General features: G+C 38.2%; 17 protein-coding genes. 12 read left to right on the forward strand and 5 right to left on the reverse strand.

Annotation, left to right across the window (positions count from 1 at the left end):
- Positions 1–16: 16 nt before the first annotated feature.
- Positions 17–5482, forward strand: a complete 5466-nt coding sequence (locus JL102_RS06105) for a PKD domain-containing protein (protein ID WP_202243379.1) — start codon at positions 17–19, stop codon at positions 5480–5482.
- A 47-nt stretch (positions 5483–5529) separates the two neighbouring features.
- Here the strand turns inward: JL102_RS06105 and JL102_RS06110 are convergent, their stop codons facing one another.
- The 3 genes from JL102_RS06110 to JL102_RS06120 all read right to left on the reverse strand — a co-directional run bounded on the left by JL102_RS06110 (position 5530) and on the right by JL102_RS06120 (position 9257).
- Positions 5530–5844: a hypothetical protein gene (locus JL102_RS06110; protein ID WP_202243380.1), complete on the reverse strand. Its 315-nt coding sequence runs from the start codon at positions 5842–5844 to the stop codon at positions 5530–5532.
- Between the two features lie 128 nt (positions 5845–5972).
- Positions 5973–7892, reverse strand: a complete 1920-nt coding sequence (locus JL102_RS06115) for a PAS domain-containing hybrid sensor histidine kinase/response regulator (RefSeq protein WP_202243381.1) — start codon at positions 7890–7892, stop codon at positions 5973–5975.
- A gap of 3 nt (positions 7893–7895) precedes the next feature.
- Positions 7896–9257, reverse strand: coding sequence for a sigma-54-dependent transcriptional regulator (locus tag JL102_RS06120; RefSeq protein ID WP_202243382.1), 1362 nt, complete (start codon positions 9255–9257; stop codon positions 7896–7898).
- A gap of 219 nt (positions 9258–9476) precedes the next feature.
- Between JL102_RS06120 and JL102_RS06125 the strand changes: the two genes are divergently transcribed.
- Positions 9477–9944 (forward strand): hypothetical protein, encoded by a 468-nt coding sequence (locus tag JL102_RS06125; RefSeq protein WP_202243383.1) that lies wholly within the window; start codon positions 9477–9479, stop codon positions 9942–9944.
- Between the two features lie 3 nt (positions 9945–9947).
- Positions 9948–10505, forward strand: a complete 558-nt coding sequence (locus JL102_RS06130; protein ID WP_237390442.1) for a rhomboid family intramembrane serine protease — start codon at positions 9948–9950, stop codon at positions 10503–10505.
- Between the two features lie 53 nt (positions 10506–10558).
- On the opposite strand, the gene JL102_RS06135 is transcribed toward JL102_RS06130, so the two are convergent.
- Entirely contained in the window at positions 10559–11587 is a 1029-nt protein-coding gene (locus tag JL102_RS06135; protein ID WP_202243384.1) for a hypothetical protein, read from the reverse strand.
- Positions 11588–11796: 209 nt separating this feature from the next.
- Here JL102_RS06135 and holA point away from each other — a divergent pair, with 209 nt between their 5' ends.
- The 9 genes from holA to trmB all read left to right on the forward strand — a co-directional run bounded on the left by holA (position 11797) and on the right by trmB (position 22846).
- Complete coding sequence (holA, locus tag JL102_RS06140) at positions 11797–12819, forward strand: DNA polymerase III subunit delta (RefSeq protein ID WP_202243385.1); 1023 nt, start codon at positions 11797–11799, stop codon at positions 12817–12819.
- Between the two features lie 141 nt (positions 12820–12960).
- Positions 12961–15987, forward strand: a complete 3027-nt coding sequence (locus tag JL102_RS06145; protein ID WP_202243386.1) for a tetratricopeptide repeat protein — start codon at positions 12961–12963, stop codon at positions 15985–15987.
- 37 nt (positions 15988–16024) lie between these two features.
- Positions 16025–17680, forward strand: coding sequence for a TonB-dependent receptor (locus tag JL102_RS06150; RefSeq protein WP_202243387.1), 1656 nt, complete (start codon positions 16025–16027; stop codon positions 17678–17680).
- A gap of 308 nt (positions 17681–17988) precedes the next feature.
- Positions 17989–18849, forward strand: a complete 861-nt coding sequence (locus JL102_RS06155) for an SPOR domain-containing protein (protein WP_202243388.1) — start codon at positions 17989–17991, stop codon at positions 18847–18849.
- Position 18850: 1 nt separating this feature from the next.
- Complete coding sequence (locus JL102_RS06160) at positions 18851–19531, forward strand: MotA/TolQ/ExbB proton channel family protein (protein ID WP_202243389.1); 681 nt, start codon at positions 18851–18853, stop codon at positions 19529–19531.
- Between the two features lie 10 nt (positions 19532–19541).
- Complete coding sequence (locus tag JL102_RS06165; RefSeq protein WP_202243390.1) at positions 19542–19931, forward strand: ExbD/TolR family protein; 390 nt, start codon at positions 19542–19544, stop codon at positions 19929–19931.
- Between the two features lie 7 nt (positions 19932–19938).
- Positions 19939–20823, forward strand: coding sequence for a hypothetical protein (locus tag JL102_RS06170; protein WP_202243391.1), 885 nt, complete (start codon positions 19939–19941; stop codon positions 20821–20823).
- Between the two features lie 56 nt (positions 20824–20879).
- Positions 20880–22184, forward strand: a complete 1305-nt coding sequence (locus tag JL102_RS06175; RefSeq protein ID WP_202243392.1) for a bifunctional folylpolyglutamate synthase/dihydrofolate synthase — start codon at positions 20880–20882, stop codon at positions 22182–22184.
- Positions 22184–22846, forward strand: coding sequence for a tRNA (guanosine(46)-N7)-methyltransferase TrmB (trmB, locus tag JL102_RS06180; protein ID WP_202243393.1), 663 nt, complete (start codon positions 22184–22186; stop codon positions 22844–22846). Before JL102_RS06175 ends, trmB begins: the two co-directional genes overlap by 1 nt.
- 277 nt (positions 22847–23123) lie before the next feature.
- Here the strand turns inward: trmB and JL102_RS06185 are convergent, their stop codons facing one another.
- Positions 23124–24155: a LacI family DNA-binding transcriptional regulator gene (locus tag JL102_RS06185; protein ID WP_202243394.1), complete on the reverse strand. Its 1032-nt coding sequence runs from the start codon at positions 24153–24155 to the stop codon at positions 23124–23126.
- Positions 24156–24239: the final 84 nt, after the last annotated feature.

Consider the following 24239-nt stretch of genomic DNA (forward strand, 5'->3'; position numbering starts at 1 on the left):
AATGCACTATATGCCAATGGATCAAAAACAATATAATGTCAATAGTAGGTTTTATCCGTTGAAAATGAACCTGTTAAAGCAGTGTCTTGGCGGAGCCTTTCTGGTCTTTTTATTGTTATTTGAAACTTTCAACGGATATGCTCAGTGCGGGTTTTCCGGTTTAGGCAACTCTTATTGTGAGTCAGACCCCCCTGCGAATTTAGAAGCGCATACTACGGGAGGAGTCTTTTCGGGGCCAGGAGTTACAGGTTCACAGTTTTCACCTGCCACTGCAGGATCAGGAATACATCAAATCAATTATAAAAATACATATATTTATAGTGTAAGCGGTATTGGAGCTTTTAGTTTTGATAATAGTACTACAGGCTGGACTACAGTGACATCTTCTGGTGGTGATTTGCAGAACACAGATGATCAATTATCTGACGCCATTAACATTGGATTCCCATTTGAGTTTTTTGGTAATACTTATACTCAGCTTTATGCTTCATCTAACGGTAATGTTGCTTTTACTCCTTATATGGAAAATACGTATGTTGACGCATTTATACCTTCCACGTCTTTACCTAATAACATGATAGCCCTAATACGGGCAGATTTAAATCCGGGAAGTTCGGCAACTTCTCAAATTAAATATAAAGTAGTAGGTACTTCTCCTAATCGTACATTTATTTTAAGTTATAAAGATGTTCCTGAATTTGGAAACCCAGGATACGTAAGTATGCAGCTGAAACTTTTAGAAGGCAGTAATAATATTGAAATACATACGGCTGTTAATACCTTATCCATAGCCAGTCTACAGGGAATAGAAGATAGTAATGGACAAATAGGATATGTTACCTTGGGGAGAAATAATCAACACTGGACGGCATTTAATGATTATATAGCTTACAAGCCTTGTGTCTCCACTAAAATGGTAGAAGTATATCAGGAGCCTGTTTCTGAAGGAGGTTTAGGAGGAAGTGTATGTGGTATTGGTTCCTTAAATACTTATGAGTTATCAGCTGTGGCTAGTGTAGGTGTAGGCACCTGGACACAAATTAATGGGCCAGGAAGCAGTGTGTTTAGTGATGTTAACTCAGCTACCAGCACTGTTTATGCGGATACCTACGGTAGTTATATTTATCGCTGGACAGAGAAAAATGGCGACTGTGAAGATTCTGATGAAGTGGTTGTCACTTATGATCGACCAACAGCTGCAGATGCTGGAGCTACTAATCTGCAAGAATGTGATTTGACCGTCGCTTTATCAGCAATTCAAAGTGTAAGTGGAAGTTATGCTAGTTGGAGTGTGACCAGTGGCGATCCTTCAAAAATAACTTTCAGCAATAGTAATATTTTTAACCCAACTGTAACGTCTTCTGCTTATGGTACTTATACATTTCAGCTTACTGAGAGCTTTGGAGAAGCATGTAGCAGTACTGATGAGGTAACAGTAAATTTCACAGAGAAACCAAATTCAGAGGCAGGATTAGGAGGCAGCGTTTGTGGTATAGGCTCATCTAACACCTATAGTTTAAATGCTCTTACCAGTGTAGGAATGGGTACTTGGACACAGATCAGCGGTCCTGTTAATAGTGTGTTCAGCGATGTTAACTCACCAACCAGCACCGTTTATGCGTACACCTATGGTAGTTATGTCTATCGCTGGACAGAGCAAAATGGTGGCTGTGAGGATTATGATGAAGTTGTGGTTGTATATGACCGGCCAACAACTGCAGATGCCGGAGCCACAACTATAGAAGAATGTGACTTGACCACATCTTTACCAGGAATACAAAGTGTACGAGGTAGCAACGCGAGCTGGTCTGTAACAGGTGGTGATCCTTCAAAAATAACTTTCAGCAATAGTAATATTTTTAATCCATCTGTAACATCATCGGCCTATGGTACATATACATTTCAACTTACTGAAATTTCTGGAGCCTGTAGTAGCACAGACGAGGTTACAGTTTCTTTCATAGAACAACCAACTGCAGATGCCGGAATAACAGGTAGTATATGCGGGGTAGGTCCATCAAGTACTTATGGTTTATCTGCTGTGGCCAGTGTGGGCAGCGGCTCATGGGCACAAATCAGCGGTCCTGGTAATAGCGTATTTAGTGATATTAACTTAGCCACTAGTACAGTTTATGCCGATACCTATGGTGCTTATGTCTATCGCTGGACGGAACGTAATGGCTTCTGCGAAGATTATGATGAGGTGACAGTTTATTTCAATCAAAGTCCTGAAATTATATCTGTTGATGATGATGGAGCGGCATATTGTGAGCCTGCTTCGTTACAATTAAGAGGAGAAATAGGAGGGGGAGCAAATAGAGGCAACTGGAGTTTGATATCTGGAGGTACTGGTATTCTAAGTGCTAGTAGTATTACCGGATCTATTATTAAAGCTACTTATGCCCCTACAGAAGGTGAATATGGAGAGTTGATATTTAGGCTTACTACTGATGATCCTGATGGAGCAGGTCCGTGTATGCAAGATTATGCAGAAGTCTCTATTGATATTAATCAGGAAGCACAAGTAAGTGCGGGGGCTGACTTCCAAATCTGTGAAGATGAACCAGCAGTGTTGGACGGCTCCTTTGCTGGGTCCGCTAGTTCAGTGGCTTGGAGTGGTGGAACTGGTGTTTTTTCCGATGTTAATAATCCTTTAACAACCTATTTTCCTTCAGATTCAGAAATTGATGCAGGTGCAGTAACACTTACTTTACAAACCGATGATCCTGATGCTACTGGGCCATGTGAGGCTATGTCTGATCAAGTGACTATAACTATTCATCGGCTTCCAGAGGTTGCTCTTACCGGGTTAGATAATATTTATGCAGAGAATGATCCCGTAGTATACATGGAGGGCTTTCCTTCCGGAGGCTACTATACCGGCGGAGGAGTGAATGCAGGTACCAATGAGTTTCATCCTGAAAATGCAACAGTAGGAGCCGCAGACCCTAACACAGTGGTATATTCTTATACGGATAGGTTCGGGTGCTTAAACAGAGATACAGTGGAAGTAATCGTTAATCCTGCTACTTATATTAATTTTAATGTTTCGGGCGCACCTCAAGATGCTAATGGAAACTACGAATTGTGCGCTAACATTGGAAATGTAAGATTAACTGGGGTGCCGTCTGTTTCTTCAGGGTTATCTCCTACTCAATTCTCTAGTGATAACAGTGATCTTATAACCCAAGTGGCTGGAAATTATTACATTGTAACCGATGGGGTGCCATCAGATATCTATACGATTACCTACACTTATACAAACTCTGATAATGTTACTTCTGTTATTCAAAGGGGTTTGAAGATATTGCCGTCTCAGGAGGTCAATTTTACGGTAAATAGTTCGTGTGTAGAAGATTCCATTCAGTTTAATGATAATTCCAGCATTGCAAGTACTCCATTTGCTACTTCTATTTCTAGCTGGTCTTGGAATTTTGGAGATGGAAGTGCCAATGTTTTCGAGCAACATCCTAAGCATAAATTTCCTTTTCCTGGTGTTTATAATGTTACACTTACTACTTATAATGATCGTGGTTGCTCCGCATCAATCTCCAAGGAAGTAAGGGTAGGAGAGAAGCCTGATGCTTCTTTTATCTGGTCTTCTATCTGTAGTAATGATGCTACTGAGTTTACTGATCTTTCTGGGAGTCTTAGTGTGAGCTCTTATGCTAATTATGCATGGGATTTTTCTGATGGAAATACTCTTTCTGGGGCTCCTTCAGATAATGTTCCGGCAGGTGCAAATGGAGGCAAAAGTTTTGGTACTTACAAAAACCCATCTCACCAGTTTGAAGAGACGGGCACCTATGATGTTAAGCTCACAGTAACAACTAATGATGGCTGTGTGGATGAGCTGGTACAAAGAGTATCTATATTGCCATTTAGTACCGTAACCCCAGATGCAGAGAATGCTTATTTTGAGAATTTTGAATTGGGCAAGGGGGGCTGGGTACCAAGTGCTAATCAGGTAACGGAGAGTGATACTTCATGGGTTTGGGGAGAGGCTAATGGTGAGGTGATTAATACCCCAGGTAATAACGTGTGGTGGACAGGCAACAATGGGGGCTCTTATTATAATGATGAAGATTCATATATCAATGGTCCATGCTTTGATCTTTCACAGATAGATCGCCCCATGATTTCATTAGATATATGGTATGATTTGCAGGATGGTTTTGATGGCATAGTATTACAATACAGTACTGATCAAGGAACTACATGGAGTAATGTAGGTGATATTAATAAAGGTATCAATTGGTATAACCAACAAGGAATTATCAGTAGGCCAGGAGATTCTCAAGACAGAAATAACCTAAGTGACTTTAACGAAGGAGATAAAGGCTGGACTGGAAACTCTGATGGCTGGATTACAGCGCGCTTTGCTTTAGATGAAATTCCTGTTAGCGAAAGAAATTTAGTAAGATTTAGAATAGCTTTTGCCAGTGATGCTAATAATCCGCTGGAGTCTAACTTAAACGGTTTTGCTTTTGATAATATTTATGTAGGTAATAAATCCAAACAAGTACTAATAGAGCACTTTGTAGATACTGAAATAGCCATTAGTAATGAGGCCATAGATTATTTTCAAAGGCTGGCAGAGCAAGAAATTAGTGAAAGCGGTAAGCTGGATTTCATTATGCTTGAATACCATATAGCTGATTCTGGTGAAGACCCTCTTAATGATGATAATCAGGGTGATCCTAGTGCCAGGTCCATTTACTATGGTATTTCACAGGCTCCAAAAGCGGTGCTCGATGGTAATGAATTTATAGGTAATCCGTTTGAAATAAATCAAACCGCTATTGAAAGGAGGTCATTAATGCAGCCTGTTTTTGATATTGAGATTACCTCCCTCGAGAGCGAACCTACCTCAATGGAGGCAGTGGTAAAATTGACTGCTCTTAGGGCAATATCAGAGGACGTAATTGTACACTTGGCTGTGGTAGAGAACGATATTGTTGTAAATGGCAAAACTTATGGTAGCGTGCTGAAAAAATTGGTGTTTGGAGGTGAGGGGAATACTCTCAGGATAGATTGGGTAAACGGTACGTCGCAAGAATTACAGTCTAAATGGGAGGTCAATACTACTTTATATGATAATGAGAAGCTTTATTATGTAGCTTTTGTACAGGACAGAGCTACGCAGGAGGTCTATGGTGCCGTACGGGTAAAGGCTCCCGCTAAACAGCAGGCAGATATAACATCTATTGAAGAGCCACAAGCTTTCTCGGCCTCGGAGTTTAATATTTATCCTAATCCGGCTACAGAGCGGTTATATTTTGATCTTCCTAATATGACCACAGGTATGGTATGGGAAATTGTAGATCAGCGAGGTGTACAGATGGATATGGGAGATTTTGATCAGCAGACTAACCATGAAGTGGACATATCAAAATTGGCGAACGGTATTTATTATGTGGTAATATCTTCTCAGAATAAACCACTCATTTACAAGAAAATCGCAATAATGAGTAAAAAATAGAAGAGGCTAAAAGGACATCTATGACAACCTTTTTAAGCCTTGATTAATTATTTTAATAACTTTTTAACAGCCTTAGCTATATCATACATGATTAGGTTATTGAAATACGCAGGAGTTAATCTGTTTTTTACAAGATCATTGGAGATGTGTACCGAATTTATACCTTCATAATAAGTAGGAGTATGCCCGTCAGAATTATGGAGAATGAGGCTAGGCTGTAATTTTTCATAGAGTCTGGTTTCTTCTAAACTGAAGAAATTAAATACCCTGCAATTGGTAACTCTCTCCAACGTGAGGCTAAAAAGGTTTCTGTCATAGCTTTGGGAGTCTATCAAAAATATCACGTTATTATTCCTTTTCATAAGTTTTCTCCTTTGCATTATCTTTTTCCAATTTTATGCCACTGGAGATTTTTACTTATAAATTCAATAAAGCTGTATTTGGAACATTTCTTAATCCCAAAATGGGATTAAGAAATGTTTTTTTGGGATTAGCTCAGCGTAGTTTCAAGCTCTTTTCTTAGTTCTTTATAAGCCGTTTGGCATTTTTCAGATAGCTCATCGACCAGAGTAGGAATAAGGTCCGTTTTATAATTATCCTTACCGTATACTTCAATATTTTTAATAAGAGGCTTCAGGCTGTCGATGCCCATAAAAGTGATAGAAGGCTTTATTTTATGAGCCAGATGCCCCACCTTAAGCCATTCTGCTTTGTTTATCCACTTTTGCATCTCATTAATAGTTGGAGGAGTGTTCAATAGGAAGGTTTCAATCATGTCACGCATGAATGTTTTATCCCCATCACATATGCTCTTTAGGTAGGTTAGGTCTGTTATGCGTGCCGGTATTGGCAGCTTATGAGAGTCAGAACTTTTCTTGCTAATAAATTTGCTGATGGATTTATATAGATCCTGAGGCTGGAAAGGTTTGGGTAAATAGTCATTCATTCCTACTTCCAGGCATCTTTCACTATCGCCTTTTATGGCATTAGCGGTTAAAGCAATGATCGGAATTTCTTTTTTGCTGTCAGGCATAGATTGCCTGATGTTTTTAGTAGCTTCATAGCCATCCATGATTGGCATTTGAATGTCCATTAAGATTAGGTCATAATCATTGCTTCTAAGCTTTTCTAAGGCGATATAACCGTTTTCTGCACCATCTACTTCACACTCCCATTTTTTAAGGATATTAAGCGCATATAATCTATTGATATCGTTATCTTCTACCAAAAGTACTTTTACTCCCTTAAATGAATACTTAGGGGTTTCTTTTACTTTAGATGATGGCTGTACTAAATCCTGAATTTTACCAGATTCATAAGGGATTACAAAAGTAAAGGTGGTACCCTTGTTTTCTTCACTGGTAACATCAATGGTCCCGTTCTGTAGTTCGATAAGTTGTTTTACAATGGAAAGGCCAAGGCCTGTGCCTCCATATCTTCTGGTAACGCTTTCGTCTGCCTGAGTAAAACTTTCGAAGATATTCTGCACTTTTTCTTCAGAAATGCCCACGCCAGTATCAGATATGGAGAAACTGATGTAATGAATTTTTTCTTCCTTTCTTTCTAAAGAAACTGCAATAGTAATTTCACCTATATGCGTGAATTTAATAGCATTGCTGATCAGGTTAATGAGTATTTGATTGAGCCTTACAGGGTCTCCCAGTAATACGGTGTCAGCTTCTGGTTGAATATCATATTTCAGATCAATACCTTTTTCTTTCGATTGGAAAAGAAAGGTATCTACTACCGCACTCAGTTGATATTTTATATTAAAGCCTATTTTCTCAAACCTCAGTTTTCCTGATTCTATTACAGAAAGATCCAGTATGTCATTGATGATTACCTTAAGACTTTCAGTTGAGTTTTTTATAGCACTGAGGTACTTCATCCTGTCGTCTTCCTCTGTGGCTTCAAAAAGTAGGTTAACCATGCCAGCTATGCCGTTTATAGGCGTACGAATCTCATGACTCATATTAGCCAGAAACTGCTCTTTGGCTTTTTGCGCCCTGAGTAGCTCTTCTGCATCTTTTTTTCTTTGCGAAATATCCCTGCAGTCTAATATCAGGCCTTCTATACCTTCTTTGTGATGTAGGTTAATGGAGTTAAACTCTAAATATTTATACGTAGCATCTTTGCATAAAAACCTAAATTCAATATTAGAATCGTATGGCTTTTTAATGCTCTTTTCGAACTCTGCACGTACTTTCTTTGCGCTATTGGGCTCCAGATAATCAAAGAACATTTCACCAATAAGGCTGTCAGGAGCATGGCCCAGTGTTTCTTCTACTGAAGGGTTGTGATATAGGATGAGACCGTCATAGTCTACTATGAAAATTATATCTGATCCATCTTCTACCACTGCTTTATAAAAGGCACCGCTTTCTATATATTTTTCCAGTAATTTATCCATGGGTTAAAGTGCCTCTTCCTCCATTTCTTTTAAGTATCTGTATATCGTGGATTTGCCAATGTCTAGTTTAGCTGCTACCTGTAGTACATTATTGTCGTATTTATCAAGGTAGTACCTTATGATTTTAAAAGTATAGTCTTTCAGGCTCATTTCTTCAAAAAGGAAGTTGGTTTCTTTAGATACGCTATTGAAATTGATATCTTCAGCAGATACTTCCTGCTCGTTAGCCATTACAGCTGCCAGCTCTATGATAGACCTCAGCTCACGCACATTACCCGGGAAGGGGTAGTTTAATAGCTTATCCTGAGCTTCTGATGATAGTTTTAATGATGGAAGGCCATTGTCTTTACTAAAGCTCTGTAAGAAATACTTAGCAAGTACAATTACATCTTTACCACGATCTCTTAACGGAGGTAAATGCACAGGCAACCCTAATAATCTATAGTAAAGGTCTTCTCTGAAATTACCTTTTTTAACTTCTTCAGCCAGATCTCTGTGCGTGGCTACTATGAGCCTTATATCTAGTTTTATAACGTCATTACCCCCAATTCTGGTTACTTCACGCTCCTGGATTACACGCAGTAACTTAGCCTGAAGATTTAAATCCATTTCACCAATCTCATCGAGAAAAATGGTGCCTCCCTCGGCCTCTTCAAATTTGCCTATTCTGCGTGTGTTGGCTCCTGTAAAGGCTCCTTTTTCATGCCCAAACAGTTCGCTTTCCATTAGCTCAGAAGGGATAGCCGCTATGTTTACTGCCACAAATTGCTTTTTCTTGCGGGTAGAGTTATAGTGTATGGCTTTTGCTACTAGCTCTTTACCTGTTCCTGTTTCTCCCGTAATAGATACTGTAATATTGGTTTTAACGGCCTTTTCTAATAAAGAAAACACCTTTTTTAGGGCGCTGCTGTTGCCTATTATGCTTTTATCGAACTCATATTTCTCGGAGATCTCCTGTTTGAGATGATCTATCTCTTTGATTAAAGATATGTTTTGCCTGGCATTATTTATGGTGTTCAGTAGACGATTTTTGGTGTCTTCATCTTTAGTAATGTAATCGTAGGCCCCCAGTTTGAGTAGTTCTACCGCTGTCCCTATTTTTTCCTGGGCACTAATAATAACTACCTGTATGCTAGTGTCATATGATTTCACTTCTTGTAATACCTTTTCTCCAGGCATGTCAGGTAAGGAGTAATCCAGGGTCACAATGGCTGGTTTCTGATATAAGTTATCAAGACATTCTTTACCTGTAGAAAAACTGGTTACTTCAAAGTCAGGATTTAAGCCCAGAACATATTGTAAAAATTTAGTATAAGCAGGATCATCTTCTACTACAAATATTTTCACCGGTTCCTGTTCGTACATATGAGTTGGTTATAGTTGGTTTGCCAATATAAAAGTAAAGAAAAATGTTATTTAGGAATATAAAAAAAATGATCATAAAAATTCACGAGTTTATCACAGAATTTAATCAAAAGACTTACTTTGGCCCCAAGTTATGGAGTAAATGATTAACCATACCTCTATTAAAAGCATTAATAGATAGAACCTTATTGAAAATTTAAAAATTATTGAGCTAAAAAAATGATTGAAGAATTTAAAAATTTAAACTCAGAAGAAGCAGAGTTGATGTACAAGGCGCCATTGTTAGTATCTATATTGATAGCAGGCGCTGATGAGGAGATAGATAAAGCTGAGCTAAATGAAGCGGTTAGTCTTTCTAAATTAAAAAAGATACATGCCAGGGAAGAATTGGAGGAGTATTACAACGTGGTAGGCAGCGATTTTGAAGAGAAGGTGCAGAAGTTAATCCATCAATACCCGGAAAAAGCTGAGGATAGAAATAAAGAAATCATTAGTGAGTTAGAAAAAATCAATAATATTTTACCTAAGCTAGAGAGAAAGTTTGCGCTAGAGTTTTATGAAAGTATCAAAGATATGGCCAAGAAGATAGCCGAATCATCTGGTGGTATTTTAGGGTATATGGCTGTGGGGTATGAAGAGTCTAAGCTTATAAAGCTGCCTATGATCAAGGATCCATCGCAATATTAATCTATGGCAGGAGATAGAACGCTGATAGGCAGCGCCGTAGTTCCCATCCGCTTTGTGTTTTTTATGTGGCTGGTGTTTTCTGTGGAGTTTATGTTGGGGGTTCCGCTGAGTAATTTTGGTCTTCAACCCCGCACTATGATGGGGTTGATAGGTATATTCTCCGCTCCGCTACTGCACGGTGGTATAGTACACATTTTATCAAACACCTTTCCTATGTTGTTTTTAGGTATGGTGCTTTTTTACTCCTACCATCGTATTGCTAACAAAGTGTTTTTGAGATGCTATTTCTTTACTAACATACTGGTTTGGATTTTTGCCAGACCAGCAAATCATATAGGAGCCAGCGGACTGGTGTACGGACTGGCTTCTTTTCTGATCTTTTACGGTTTTTTTAGAAAGGATTTTAAATCTCTTTTTATATCACTTATAGTGCTGGTGCTATATGGATCTATATTTTATGGTGTGCTGCCATTAAATAACTATATATCCTGGGAGTCTCACCTGGCAGGGGCTGTGGTAGGCTTTTTTACCGCAAGGCAATATAAAAAAGTAAAGGTATAAAAAAAGCAGCTTCAATAAAGAAGCTGCTTTTTTTATGATTTTAAATCAGCGGATTAAGGCTGAACTTTTACAGCGATTGTGATTTTACCAGAGTAAGTACCTTCTATAGATTTAACTTTAATCAGTCCTTTATGACCATAGTCATCAACAAATGCTATTACATCATTGACAGATAATTCATTTATCGTTTGAGGGCTTGACGTGGAAACATTTAAGTTATTTAGGTCCGAAGAAACAGAAGGCGAATCAAAATCAACGCTATTTGCATCTGCAAAATAGAAGCGATTCAATTCTGTTTGATCAACTCCAGTAAGTGTTGAAATTGCTACAAGTGCGGTTTCAGGATTATCATCATGATCGAATAATGCAGGATAAGATGACGTAGACGCCAAACTTGAGAGCCCAGTTTTACCATAGTAATAGCCGAAATCCCAGAAGGCAGTATATTCAGTATCCTTTAATGCATATTTTTTTCCATCAAATACTGACATAAAAGTTTCTGATGTACCATCGTCTAATGGAGCGGCTAGTATTGTTGTAGAATACTCTTTTAATTGAGCCTGAGAATTAGTTCCCCCATAATTAAGCGTTAATTTAGCAGGTCCTACTACTTTTCTTTGATCTATATCTCTATAGTCACCGCGTCCGCTAGTAGCCCAGAAAGTGTAAACTACAGTACCCGTTCCGCTAGGAGGTACAGGTAAAGTGAACTCGTATGTAAATTCGTTACTTTCCTTACCTGTAACATCTATTGATCCATCACCTTTTGTATTTAAATCTTCAATATACTTTTTAAGCTCGAAAGGTTCGTCACCTTGTCCATTTACATTGCTAAGAATGTACAATCTTCTCATATTACCATCTGTAGAGGTAAAATGAACTCTTACTTTTTGGTCAGCAGCAGTAGCACTAACCTCTGCAGATTTATCTACATCTCCACCGCCTTCTTCAGCTTCTACCAATATAGTTTCTGCATCAATAGGGTCTACAGGAGTAATTTCATCGTTGTCGTCACAGCTTGTCATCATTACAGACGAGCCCATGCACGCAAAAAATAGTAGTTGATAAAGTCTCTTTTTCATATACTTTGTTTTAGTTAAAAATTGATTCACCAAAAGTACGCATAAACCGTACCAGATGTTATAATTATTTTATAATAAATCTGACATGAGGTTGATTTAAAAGTTGTTGAAATAAATAAAATTATTGTGGAATATCAGAAACACATCTTTAGCATTTAGCGGTTTATTTTGATTATACTATTTTTGTCGAAAATAATAAATATACCCGCATGGCATTAACAGCTGAAGGCATCCTTTCAGACCTTAAGAATAAAAAATATTCACCTGTTTATTTCTTTCAGGGTGAGGAGACTTATTATATAGACCTGCTTACAGATTATATAGAAGATAATGTGCTAACCGATACGGAGAAGGGGTTCAACCAGATTATTCTTTATGGGCGAGATGTGCAGATGAACGAAGTGCTCACTAACGCGCGCCGCTTCCCTATGATGGCCGAGCGCCAGGTGGTAATAGTGAAAGAGGCTCAGAATATATCAGATATTAATAAAGAATCTGGACAAAAACTGCTAATAGATTACATCAAAAATCCGGTGGGGTCTACTATTTTGGTGTTTGCCCATAAGAATAAAGCACTCGATAAGAGGAAAAGTCTGGGCAAACTCATAGAAAAACATGCTGTAGCCCTCACTACCAAAAAGCTATACGATAACCAGGTGCCTGCCTGGGTAGAAAAATATCTGAAATCTAAAGGCTTTAGTGCTACGCCCAAGGCTATACAAATGCTCTCGGACTCTATAGGTACTGATCTGGAAAGGTTAGCTAATGAGGTAGATAAAATCCTTATCAACTATAAAGAGAAGGTAGAGATTAATGAAAGTATAGTGCAGAAGTATGTAGGCATTAGTAAAGATTATAATGTATTCGAACTACAAAAGGCATTGATCGCTAAAGATGTGGTAAAGGCCAATCAGATTATCAACTACTTTGAGGCTAATGATAAGAAAAATCCTATTATACCTATTATAGCGGTGCTTTTTTCTTTCTACAGTAAGTTGCTCATGGTGGTGGGCTCTAAAGACAGGTCTGAGCGGCACTTGGCCTCTGTGCTCAAGGTGAACCCGTATTTTGTGAAAGACTATTTGCTAGCCGCCAGAAATTATTCGCCAGTGCAAGTCATCAACAATATTCACTATATAAAAGATGCCGATTTAAAATCAAAAGGAGTAGGTAATGCTTCTGCTTCTGATGGGCAGCTCTTAAAAGAATTGGTATTTAAACTTTTACACTGATGTAATGTTTAACCCTTTTTATCTAAAAATATTAAGGGTGTAAATAACTTTTTCTTTTCTATTCGTTAATTAAGTCAGAGTTACAGATTCTATAGAACATATATGCTATATAAATACAGTTTCGGTTTAATTTTGCTGCTATTGCTATCATTTTCTGGGCAGGCGCAAAATTCTTTATACCAAAAAGAAGAAAACGCTCTTTATAGAAAAGGCTTGGAGCTTTTAGATAAGTCTAACTATACGGCGGCCAGAGAGGTTTTTGAAGAATACATTGAGCAGTCAGATAATGATATTAAAAAAGCCAATGCAGAATACTACATTGCTTTTTGCGCTTTAAACCTCTACAACCCTGATGGAGAAAAGCTTATTTCTGATTTTATTCAAGAGAATGAACATAATCCGAGAGCGTCATCGGCCTATTATGATTTAGGTAATTTTTATTTTAGCCAGGGGAGTCATAAAAAGGCTATTGAATACCTGTCTAAGGTGAAACTGTCAGATCTATCATTAAAAGAGCGTGACGAGACACGCTTTAAATTAGGGTATTCTCACTTTGCCAGACAGGAGTTTGATGATGCACTTCGCTACTTTAACGCCATTAAAAATGGTGATAACCCTTATTCTGCAGCCTCCAGCTATTATGCAGGGTTTGTAGAATATGAAAAAGGAGACTATAACGAAGCCGTTACAGATTTAAGAAGAGCAGAAAAGAATGATTCTTATAAAGCCGTAGTGCCTGGTATGATTGCCAAGGTGTATTATAAGCAAAAAAAATATGAAGAGCTTATTCAATATAGTAGCAAGGTGCTGGCTAGTAGTAACGTTTCACAAACGGACTTCTATTTGCTAACAGCTGATGCTTATTTTAACCTCGAAAAATATGATAAGGCCTCAGAGTTTTATGATAAGTATACTGATAAGCTCAGAAATCCGCCAATAGATGTGAGATATAGGATAGGGTATGCTAATTATAGATTAGGGAACAATGAAGTGGCTATTACTAACTTAAAGCAATCAGCCTCAGAAAAGGATAGCATTGGTATTTATTCATCTTACTATTTAGGGATTTTATACTTAAAAGAAGGTAATAAGCTCTATGCGCTTACTGCTTTTGACAATACTCGTAAAAATCAGATTAACAAACAGCTTAGAGAGGAGGGAGCCTATCAGTACGGAAAGGTTAATTATGACCTTGAACGATCAGAGGAGGCTATTCATGCCTTTGAAGATTTTATACAAACGTACCCTAATAGTAAGCATTATGATGAGGTAAACGATTTGTTGTCAGCTTCTTATCTTAACTCTAATAATTACAACCTTGCCATTGACCATATTGAAAAAATGAATTTCATGAATGAGTCATTGAAAAAGGTATATCAAAAGGCTACCTTTTTTAAAGGGGCGGAGCTGTTTAATCAGGGAGATTATCCACAGGCGGTAAGTTATTTTGAGAAGTCGTTAAGGTATCCGCTTAATCAGGAGTTTAAAGCACAGGCTAACCTTTGGATGGCTGAGGCCTATTCTGTAGGTCAAAAATATGAAGAAGCTATACCTTATTACAGAGCCATTATTAATGATAGCTATGGGAAGAACTCTCAGTACGGATTGAAAGCTCGCTACGGATTAGGCTATGCTTATTATAATACTAAGAAATATAACGAGGCCTTACAGCAATTTAGCGCTTATGTAAATGTGCTGGAAAATAGCACTGATAAACAGTATTATGATGATGCCTTGCTTCGTGTAGCAGATTGTTATTATGTATCCAAGCGCTATAAAGATGCTCTTACTTACTATCAGCGGGCGGTGCGTTATAATAAGGCAGATAATGACTATGCGCACTTACAGGCAGGTATAGTGATGGGCCTTATGGATAATGTAGAAGGAGCCAAAGAGGAGTATGATTATGTGATTAAGAACTACCCACAGTCTAGGTATTATGATGATGCTATGTTTGAAAAAGGACAGCTGAGTTTTCAGAAAGGACAGTACAAAGAGGCCGTGCAGGATTTCACTAACCTAATAGCAAAGAAGCCTTCAAGTCCATTGGTACCTTATGCTTATATGAGAAGAGCTTCATCTAACTATAACTTGCAAGAATATGATAAGTCGATAGATGATTATGAGACTATTTTAGAGAAATATGTGTCTCATTCAGTGGCAAAGGAAGTGCTGCTTCCTTTGCAAGATGTACTCAATATGCAGAGTAGGGCCAGCGAATTTGATAAGTACCTGGCACTTTACAAGAGAGCCAATCCTGAAACCAAAGGGCTTGAAAATGTAGAATATGAAACAGCCAGAAACCAGTATTTTAATCAGGGGTATAAAAGAGCCATTGAGCTTTTTAGCGAATATGTAAAAAATTATCCTGATAATGCCAATGCAGTGGAGGCCAAATACTATATCGCTGAGTCTTACTACAGACTTAATGATTACGAAACGGCCTTGCAGGTATATAATAAGCTACTTTCTGATGGTGAATTTAATCAGATGAGCAGGGTAGTAGACCGTGTTGCGGAGATAGAATACAAGAGTGGCAGGTATGAAAATGCTGTTTATTTCTACTATAAACTGGTGGCTACAGCCAACACTAAAAAGGAACAGTATTACGGCTGGGCCGGACTCATGGAGTCTTACTATAACATGGGGGAATACGATTCTACCAGGCACTATGCTAACGTTATTTTGGAGCGAGGCAATGTAAATATCAGCTCTCAAAATAAAGCCTCTTTATACCTTGGTAAAGCTGCTTATGCTAAAGGAGACATAGAAACGGCTAAAGATGAGTTTATCAATACTCTCAACACTGCTAAAGATGGTAATGGAGCAGAGGCCCAATACCTCTTAGCTAAAATCTTTTATGAGACTAAAAACTATCAGCAATCTATAGAATCACTAATAGATCTTAACCAGAATTTTACAGCATATCAGGTTTGGGTGGGTAAGTCTTTCTTACTGTTAGCCGATAATTATATAGCGCTGAAAGATTATTTCCAGGCTAAGGGTACTTTAAATTCTATCATAGATAACTTTCCATTAGAAAGTGTTAAAGATCAGGCACGTGAAAAACTGAAGAAAGTAAAAGAGTTAGATGCTGAGGAAAAATCAAAATCCACAGAGCAAGCAGATAGTCTTACTATTGATATGAAAGATGTTGACAATCAGTAAAAAAAGGAATTCAAAAGCTAAAGTAGAGCAAGATCAAATGAATAAGATTCTTATATACGTTATTCTGTTTTTATGTCCTGTAGCATCAGTGTTTGCTCAGGATGGCTGGGGAGAAGAAGATGGCGAGATCGAAGATGTAGAAATTGAAATCGTAAAAGATTTACAAATCACCCTGCCTGCGGCTAACCGAAACTTTGAAAAAATACCGCCAGTGAGTAGCCCCGAGCAGCCTGCTAATCTGGAGTACTTTTTTAACAATATCAATTTTTCATTGCCAGATGTAGATGTGAAAATGCGTCCGTTACGCATTAAGTCGGAGCGATTAAACAAGCTCTATGGTAATTATGTAAAGGCTGGCTTTGGTAATTATGTTACGCCTTACTTAGAAGGTTATTTTAATAATAAGCGAAGCAAGCAATATAGTTACGGAGCACATTTCAACTATCTGAACTCCAAAAAAGGACCGGTTGACGGAGATAATTCAGGCTCAGGCAAGTTGGATATGGATGTTTTTGGTAAATATTTCACTAAAAATGCCACTTTTAGCGGAGAAGCTGGTTTCGATAGGAGAAAATATCATTTCTACGGTTATCCTGATGGGATAGAACTAGATACAGATACGCTTGATCAGCATTTTAATGATTTTTACCTTCAGGCGCAGGTAGAAAGCGCTAATGAGAAATCGCCTTTTCATTACACCTTTGGCGGTCGTTTCGATAGGTTGGGCGATAACTACGATGCAGTAGAAACCGAAGGTCAACTTTTTCTAAAAAGTAAATACGATTTAAGTGATGAGACTTTCATTAAGCTAGGAGCTTCTTTATCATCTTCTGGCCGTAAAGATGAGTTCATAGATAAACAAAGCCGCACATTGGTGAAGTTTAACCCTACGGTTGGCTTTAACCTGGAAGGTTTTAAAATAGAAGCTGGTTTTAATCTGGCCTATGAAAACGATAGCCTGGGAGATGGAAACACCATGCATTTTTATCCCATGGCCAAAGCCAGCTATCCTTTCACTGATGATATAATTGTATATGCTGGTATAAGAGGAGATATGGAGAAAAATACACTTCGCTCTATGTCGCAAATGAATCCATATCTGAATGCTAATGTTCCCATCTATCATTCCAATAAAGATTTCGACTTGTTCGGAGGGTTTAAAGGAAAGCTGGGTACAGCCATAGCCTTTGAGGCAGGTTTAAGTATAGCCAACTACAAGAATATGTACTTCTTTGTAAATGATTCTACAGACCAATCTAAATTTGATATTCTGTATGATGAAGGAAACACAGCAGTGGTTAATATTTTTGGTCAGATAGGCATTAATTCGTCAGAGAAACTAAGAGTAGCTGTTAGAGCTGATTATTGGGGATATGGAACCGATGGTATAGAAGAAGCATGGCATAAACCTAACTACAAGCTTTCTACGCTAGCCACCTATAATTTGTACGACAAATTCTTGTTTAATGCGGAGCTATATGCTTTCGGAGGTATTAAGGGAAGAAAAACCAATGGCGATGCCGTAAACCTTAGCCCCGCTCTGGATTTTAATCTTAAAACGGAGTATTTGGTTTCTGATCAGGTTTCAGTATTCCTTCAGTTTAATAACATATTTGGTAAGGAATACGAGCTATATTATAATTATCCGGCAAGATCTTTGCAATTCATGGCAGGATTAACCTATAATTTTTAAAAAAGACACAGACCTTAAAGAAAAAGGCCTCTTAGTAATAAGAGGTGAAAAGCATAAAATAAATTCTATTACGCAGATTAATTAAAATGAATAAGAATAGATATAACTCTTTGAGATTAAGTTCTTATTGTAGATAAAAGATTAAGTTTTGATATATTTAGCGTGAATTATGAGCAATTTCACAGTAAAAGGTTACAATTATTGAAAAATTATATATTGTAACCCTTAAGGTGTAATTTGTCACAGTCAAAAATTCAACTATTTTTGTGCGTATTTTTTAATAGAGAGCAAACTTAAAGATTCAACCAATGGCAAAGAAGAAAAAAGATGAAATAGACGAGAATGATGAATTGCATCAGGAAAATGATAATATAAATGACGCTGATGATAACTTTGGTTTGCCCGATGTAGAGTTTGAACCCCTCGATAGGTCAAAAGAAGATGATCCTTATCAGGAAGAAGAAGAGTTTCAGGAAGGAAAGGCACTTCAGGGAGAAGAAGAGTTTCAAGAAGAAGAGACAAATACTTATCAAGAGGAGAGCGAATACATTGAAGAGAAAGAAACAGTGTATTACGAGCCAGAGGCCAACGAGGAAGAGTCTTGGGAGAAAGAAGAGGAGAGTGCTTACGAACCCGGTAGTTATACTCCACCACACCAGGAGAGTTCTGTAGTGCCTAAAATATTAGGTGTGTTGGCAGTAGTTTTAGTGGCCGCAATTGCTGTTTGGTACTTCATGTTTTATCAACCACAGAAAGAGGCTGAAGAGGCAAGAATAGCTCACCAACAAGCTCAGCAAGCCATTAATGCTAAGGCAGAGCAGGAAAAAGCTGAAAAGGAAAGGTTAGCTCAAGAGCAGGCTGAAAGAGAAGCCGCAGCAGCAAAGGCCGCAGAAGATGCTAAACCTAAAATTGGAACTATAGAGACAATTTCATCAAGAACAGGACGTTATTATGTGGTAATTGCCAGTGCCTTAGATGGCGATTTGGCAATGGATCATGCTAAAAAATTAAGTAAACAAGGTCTGAACGCCACTATAATTGAGCCTTTCGGGAAAAGTAAATTTCACCGTATAGCTATCGAAAGCAAAAACGACTGGACAGAAGCTCAAAATGAAGCTAATGATCTGAAAGCTGAATATGGTGATGGCGTTTGGGTAATTAGATATTAATATGATTTTTGCACAAATTACTACAAGTCCTGATACTACCGCCAATATAGCATCAGGACCAGAATCCGTATCTGTACTAGACCTTCTCTTTCAGGGAGGGTTTATGATGGTGCCGATTTTACTATTGTCTATTATGGCGGTTTATATTTTTGTAGAAAGAATACTTACCATAACTAAAGCCGAAAAGACCCCTGATGGCTTTATGTCTAAAATTAGAGATTTGGTAGAGAAAGGTGACATCACCGCTGCCAAGATCTACTGTAAAGAATATGATTCACCTACTGGTCGTATGATTGAAAAAGGATTATCCCGAATAGGTAGTCCGTTGAAGAACATAGAGGTGAGCATAGAAAATGTAGGTAAGATAGAACTCTTTAAGCTGGAAAAGAACCTTTCTCTGATGGCTACTATTTCAGGATCAGCCCCTATGCTCGGGTTTTTAGGTACTGTAATAGGTATGATTCAGGCTTTTATAGCTATTGCTCAGGAAGAAGGTTCTGTAAGTCCTAAGTTGCTCTCAGAAGGTATTTACACAGCTATGGTTACTACAGCCGCGGGTCTTTTTGTAGGTATTTTAGCCTATTTGGGATATAACTATCTTGTGGCTAAAGTGCAAAAGGTAGTGCATAAGATGGAATATAATTCCGTTGATTTCATAGACCTATTGCAAGAACCTCGTTAACTAAAGCATTATGGCTCTTAAATCGAAACATCAGGTAGAACCCATGTTCAGTATGTCATCTATGACAGATATAATATTTCTTCTGCTCATATTTTTCATGCTTACATCATCATTTATCACTCCTTCTGGTTTGCCGGTAAATTTACCTTCAAGCAAGGCAGCTAATGTGGAGATGCAAAAGGTTTCTATTACTATTACTAAGGACTTGGATTATTTTGTCAATGATAAAAAAGTAAGTCAAAGTATGGTAGAAGTGGAACTAAAAAGACAGTTAGTGGGTAATGAAGGCGTAGTGGTTTTACATATTGACGAAACGGTTCCAACTAAAAATCTTGTAGAAGTGGCAGGTATAGCCACAGCTTTGAAGGCTAAGGTGTCCATCGCAACAAGACCAAATTAAAAAGCATATGGAAGCAGGAGAGGATAATAAAAATAAACGAGCAGGGCTTATAGTAGCGGCATTGTCACATGCAGTGGTGCTATTGATTTGTCTGTTTATTTTGGCATGGAAAGCACCCGATCCACCGCTTCCTGAATATGGTATTATGGTTAATTTTGGTACTAGCGAGGTGGGCTCAGGAGATGTACAGCCTACTCAGCCCGTAAGTACCTCCGAGGAAATTGAAGAGTCTGCCCCCGAGCCTACACCTGAAACTGCTGAAGAGGTAGTGGAGGAAGTGAGTGAATCTGAGCCGGTAGAAACCATTGAGCCGGAAACGGCAGAGCCGGTTAGTGCTACTCCAGTAACTCCAGAGCCTAGCCCAGATGTACAGCCTGTAGAAAAAGAGACCCCTAAGAAGCCGGAGGTAAAGAAAGAGGAAAAAAAGGAAGAGCCTAAAAAAGAGACTACCCCAAAACCCGTAACCAAACCAGCCAATGGTGCTGATGGTAAAGACGGAGATAATAAAACACCTCAAGATGCTAACCAGGGTAATAGTAATAATAAAGACGGTGATCAAGGTAAGGAAGAAGGCTCTTTAGATTCCAGAGCTCTGGTAGGTAGTACGTGGAATGGAGGCGGATCATCATTATCTATGACGGGCTGGATGTGGGATTTTATACCTAAACCTACTGATAAGTCTGATGAAAATGGAAGAATAGTTTTTCAAGTGAAAATAGATGACCGCGGAGAAATTCTTCAAGTAAAAACACTGGAAAGAAGCGTGAGCCCGGCGGTAGAAAAAATCTATAAGGCCGAAGTAGAGAAACTTACTTTTAGTAAAACGGCAGATAATACTAATACTGCTCCAGTATCAACAGGTACTATCACATTCAACATTAAGTCTAAGTAAGGCTTTAAAACTCTGCTTTTATTTGTGACATTTGTCAATCGATTATCAATTGATATATGTCATCGCTATTAACACCATTCAATACATACCAGGAGGTGCTGGATTACTTATACGTCCAGCTGCCTATGTTTCAAAAGGTTGGGGCTTCGGCCTATAAAAAGGACCTTGATAATACCCTCAAGCTATTAGCAGCTCTGGGTAATCCGGAAAAGAAATTCAAAACCATACACGTAGCAGGCACTAACGGAAAAGGGAGCTCTTCGCATTATTTGTCTGCCATATTACAGACAGCTGGTTATAAAACCGGGCTTTATACCTCTCCTCATTTAAAAAATTTCACTGAGAGAATAAAGCTCAATGGAGTTGAAATGCCTGAAAGTGAGGTGTTAGATTTTATGAATAGAGCTGTACCCTTATTGGCAGAAATAAAGCCTTCTTTCTTTGAGTTTACCGTAGCCATGGCCTTTGATTATTTTGCCCGGCAGGAAGTGGATATTGCGGTAATAGAAGTAGGAATGGGAGGTAGGCTAGATTCCACCAATGTTATACGGCCAGAGGCATCTTTAATAACCAATATAAGCTTTGATCACCAGCAATGGCTGGGAAGCACTTTGGCAGAGATAGCGACTGAGAAGGCCGGAATTATTAAGAAAGAAACCCCTGTGGTTATAAGTGAAAAGCAAGAATCAATAGCTCAGGTGTTTGCAGATAAAGCTGCTTTGTTGAACGCTCCTCTTTTTATGGCAACAGAGCATTACTCTGCTTCTTTTGACGGTGATGATGTAATGGTGCAGGCTCTTGGTGAGGTTTCAGTAATTCATAAATTCCATTTGCCTCAGGCCGGCTTGTACCAAACTAAAAATATTCCTGGGGTTCTTACTGTGATTGATGCTTTAAAAAGAAAAGGTTTTTCTATTTCTGATGATCAGGTAAAGGTAGGTATAGAACAAATGAAAGCGCTTACCGGCTTAAAGGGCAGGTGGCAGATTTTAAGCCAAGATCCTTTGATTATTTGCGATGTAGGGCATAACGAAGCAGGTGTAAGTTTTATAGTAGATCAACTTAGTCGTCAGCAATATGATAAGTTGCATATTGTATGGGGAACTGTTAATGATAAAGACATTTCTAAGGTGCTTGAATTATTACCTAAAGAGGCCAATTATTATTTTTGTAAAGCCGACATACCAAGAGCTCTCGATGCAGATAAACTAGCGCAACAGGCGGCTAAGCAAGGCTTGATAGGTCAGATAATACCTGAGGTAAGAGCCACAATAATTGAAGCCAGAAGAAATGCAGCTAAAAATGACCTGATTTTTATAGGAGGGAGTACCTTTGTAGTAGCAGAAATAGATAATTTATAATGGCAAGAGGTAAATTGGCCCGTTTTGCAGCTAATGCAGAAAGAAAGAATGTTATAGAACCAGGAAAACCTATTCTTGATGAGATCAAAGGGCATTGGCATGAGCGGTATTTTGAAAATGAAAATGATATAACTCTGGAGCTGGCATGTGGTAGGGGAGAGTACACCATAGGTCTATCTCGATTGTTTCCTGAAAAGAATTTTATAGGTATAGATTTAAAAGGAGATAGAATTTGGAAAGGGAGTGGGATAGCTTTAGAGGAAGGCCTTGATAATGTTGGTTTTTTGAGAGTTCATATTTTGGAATTAGAAAAGTATTTTGAGCCACAAGAGGTATCAGATATCTGGATCACTTTTCCAGATCCGAGACCAAGAGATAGGGATGAAAAAAGAAGGATTACTCACGGTCGCTATCTTGATATTTACAAAGGCATACTGAAGCACAACGGAAATGTTTTCTTTAAAACAGATAATACGGGCTTGTTTGAATATACACTGGAGGTGCTGAAAGAGCGAAATGACATTAAAGATCTAGTGTATACTTTTGATCTATATCACTCGGATCTGAAGGAAGAATGTTATGATATCCGAACCAGGTATGAGAAGAAATTTAGCGAGGAAGGTCATGACATTAAGTACCTTCGTTTTAAGTTTAGCCAGTAATCTAAAAAATACAGTGAAAGGATTTTTATAAACTAATGGTTTGTGTTATTGAGAAACCATTACTATTCCTTAACTTTGCATTACTCACAAGGTCGACATGTTTTTTAAACCTAACATTAAAAACAATACCGAGTGAAGCCTTCTTTCTAGGCCAGGCCTCATCCGTTTTACGGACCTCGCTTTTATAGCAGGTTAACAGTGGAAGGCCGAAATTGTAGGGCAGCTCAAATCCTGTCTTATCGGGGGTTTAAATAAACCACGATCCTTGTGAGTTTTTTTATTTTCTTACTGATGATTTTCTAATTATCAGATCTGTTTTTAGAACTACAGTCTCGGGTTCTACTATTTCACCTTCTTTTGCTTCAATTTCTTTTATTAATAATTTGGCGGCCTCTTGTCCCATTTTAAAACCTGGCTGATCTACCGTAGTGAGAGCGGGTTCAGTGAGAGAAGTGAAACGCCAGTTGCTAAAGCCTACTACACCGATGTCCTCGGGTATTTTTAGGCCTTTTTCTTTGATAACCAACATAGCTCCCACAGCAGCGATGTCGTTATTAGCAAAGATGGCATCTGGAGGTAAGCTTAGACTAAGTAGTTGCTCTGTAAGTTCTTTGGCTACTTTTTCATCTTTAGCCTCTTTTTCTTCAAGTATCAGCGTTTCATCTATTTTTAATCCATGATCCGTTAGCGCTTTCTTATACCCATCCATTCTTTCTTTAGACAGAATTAAACTTGAAGGTCCCGAAATATGGGCGATCCTTTTATAGCCCTGATCAATGAGGTGTTTAGTGCTTTGGTATCCGGCATCAAAATCATCAATAATCACCTGGCTACAGTTGATAGCTTTACAGATTCTATCATAAAATACCATAGGAATGCCACGGTTAACCAAAGATTGAAAGTGATCATAGTTCTCAGTTTCTCGAGATACAGATACCAGAATACCATCAACTCTATTATTGAAAAGTGCCTTAGTATCCATCACTTCTCTCTCATAAGATTCATTGCTTTGAGAGACTATTACGCTATAGCCAGCTGCATAGGCTACATCTTCGATACCATTAATTACCGTAGAAAAGAAAAAATGAACTAGCTCTGGTATAATCACACCAATAGTATTAGATTTTTTCTGTCTTAAGCTTAAAGCAATTGAATTAGGTTGATAATTTAACTCTTCGGCTAATTCAGTTACGGCCTTTTTTGTTTCAGGGCTGATGTCAGGGTGGTCTTTGAGTGCTCTGGAAACAGTGGATGCACTTACCCCTAGTTGTTTGGCTATGTCTTTTATCGTTACCTGAGAACCTTTCATAAATATTATAGATGGACTTATTAGGCTTTAAATATAGTTAAAAGATAGCTCTTTTCTTTTTTATGTAGCTTTTGTTATCAATCG

It is taken from the genome of Fulvivirga sediminis, from assembly GCF_016757215.1.
GTDB lineage: Bacteria > Bacteroidota > Bacteroidia > Cytophagales > Cyclobacteriaceae > Fulvivirga > Fulvivirga sediminis.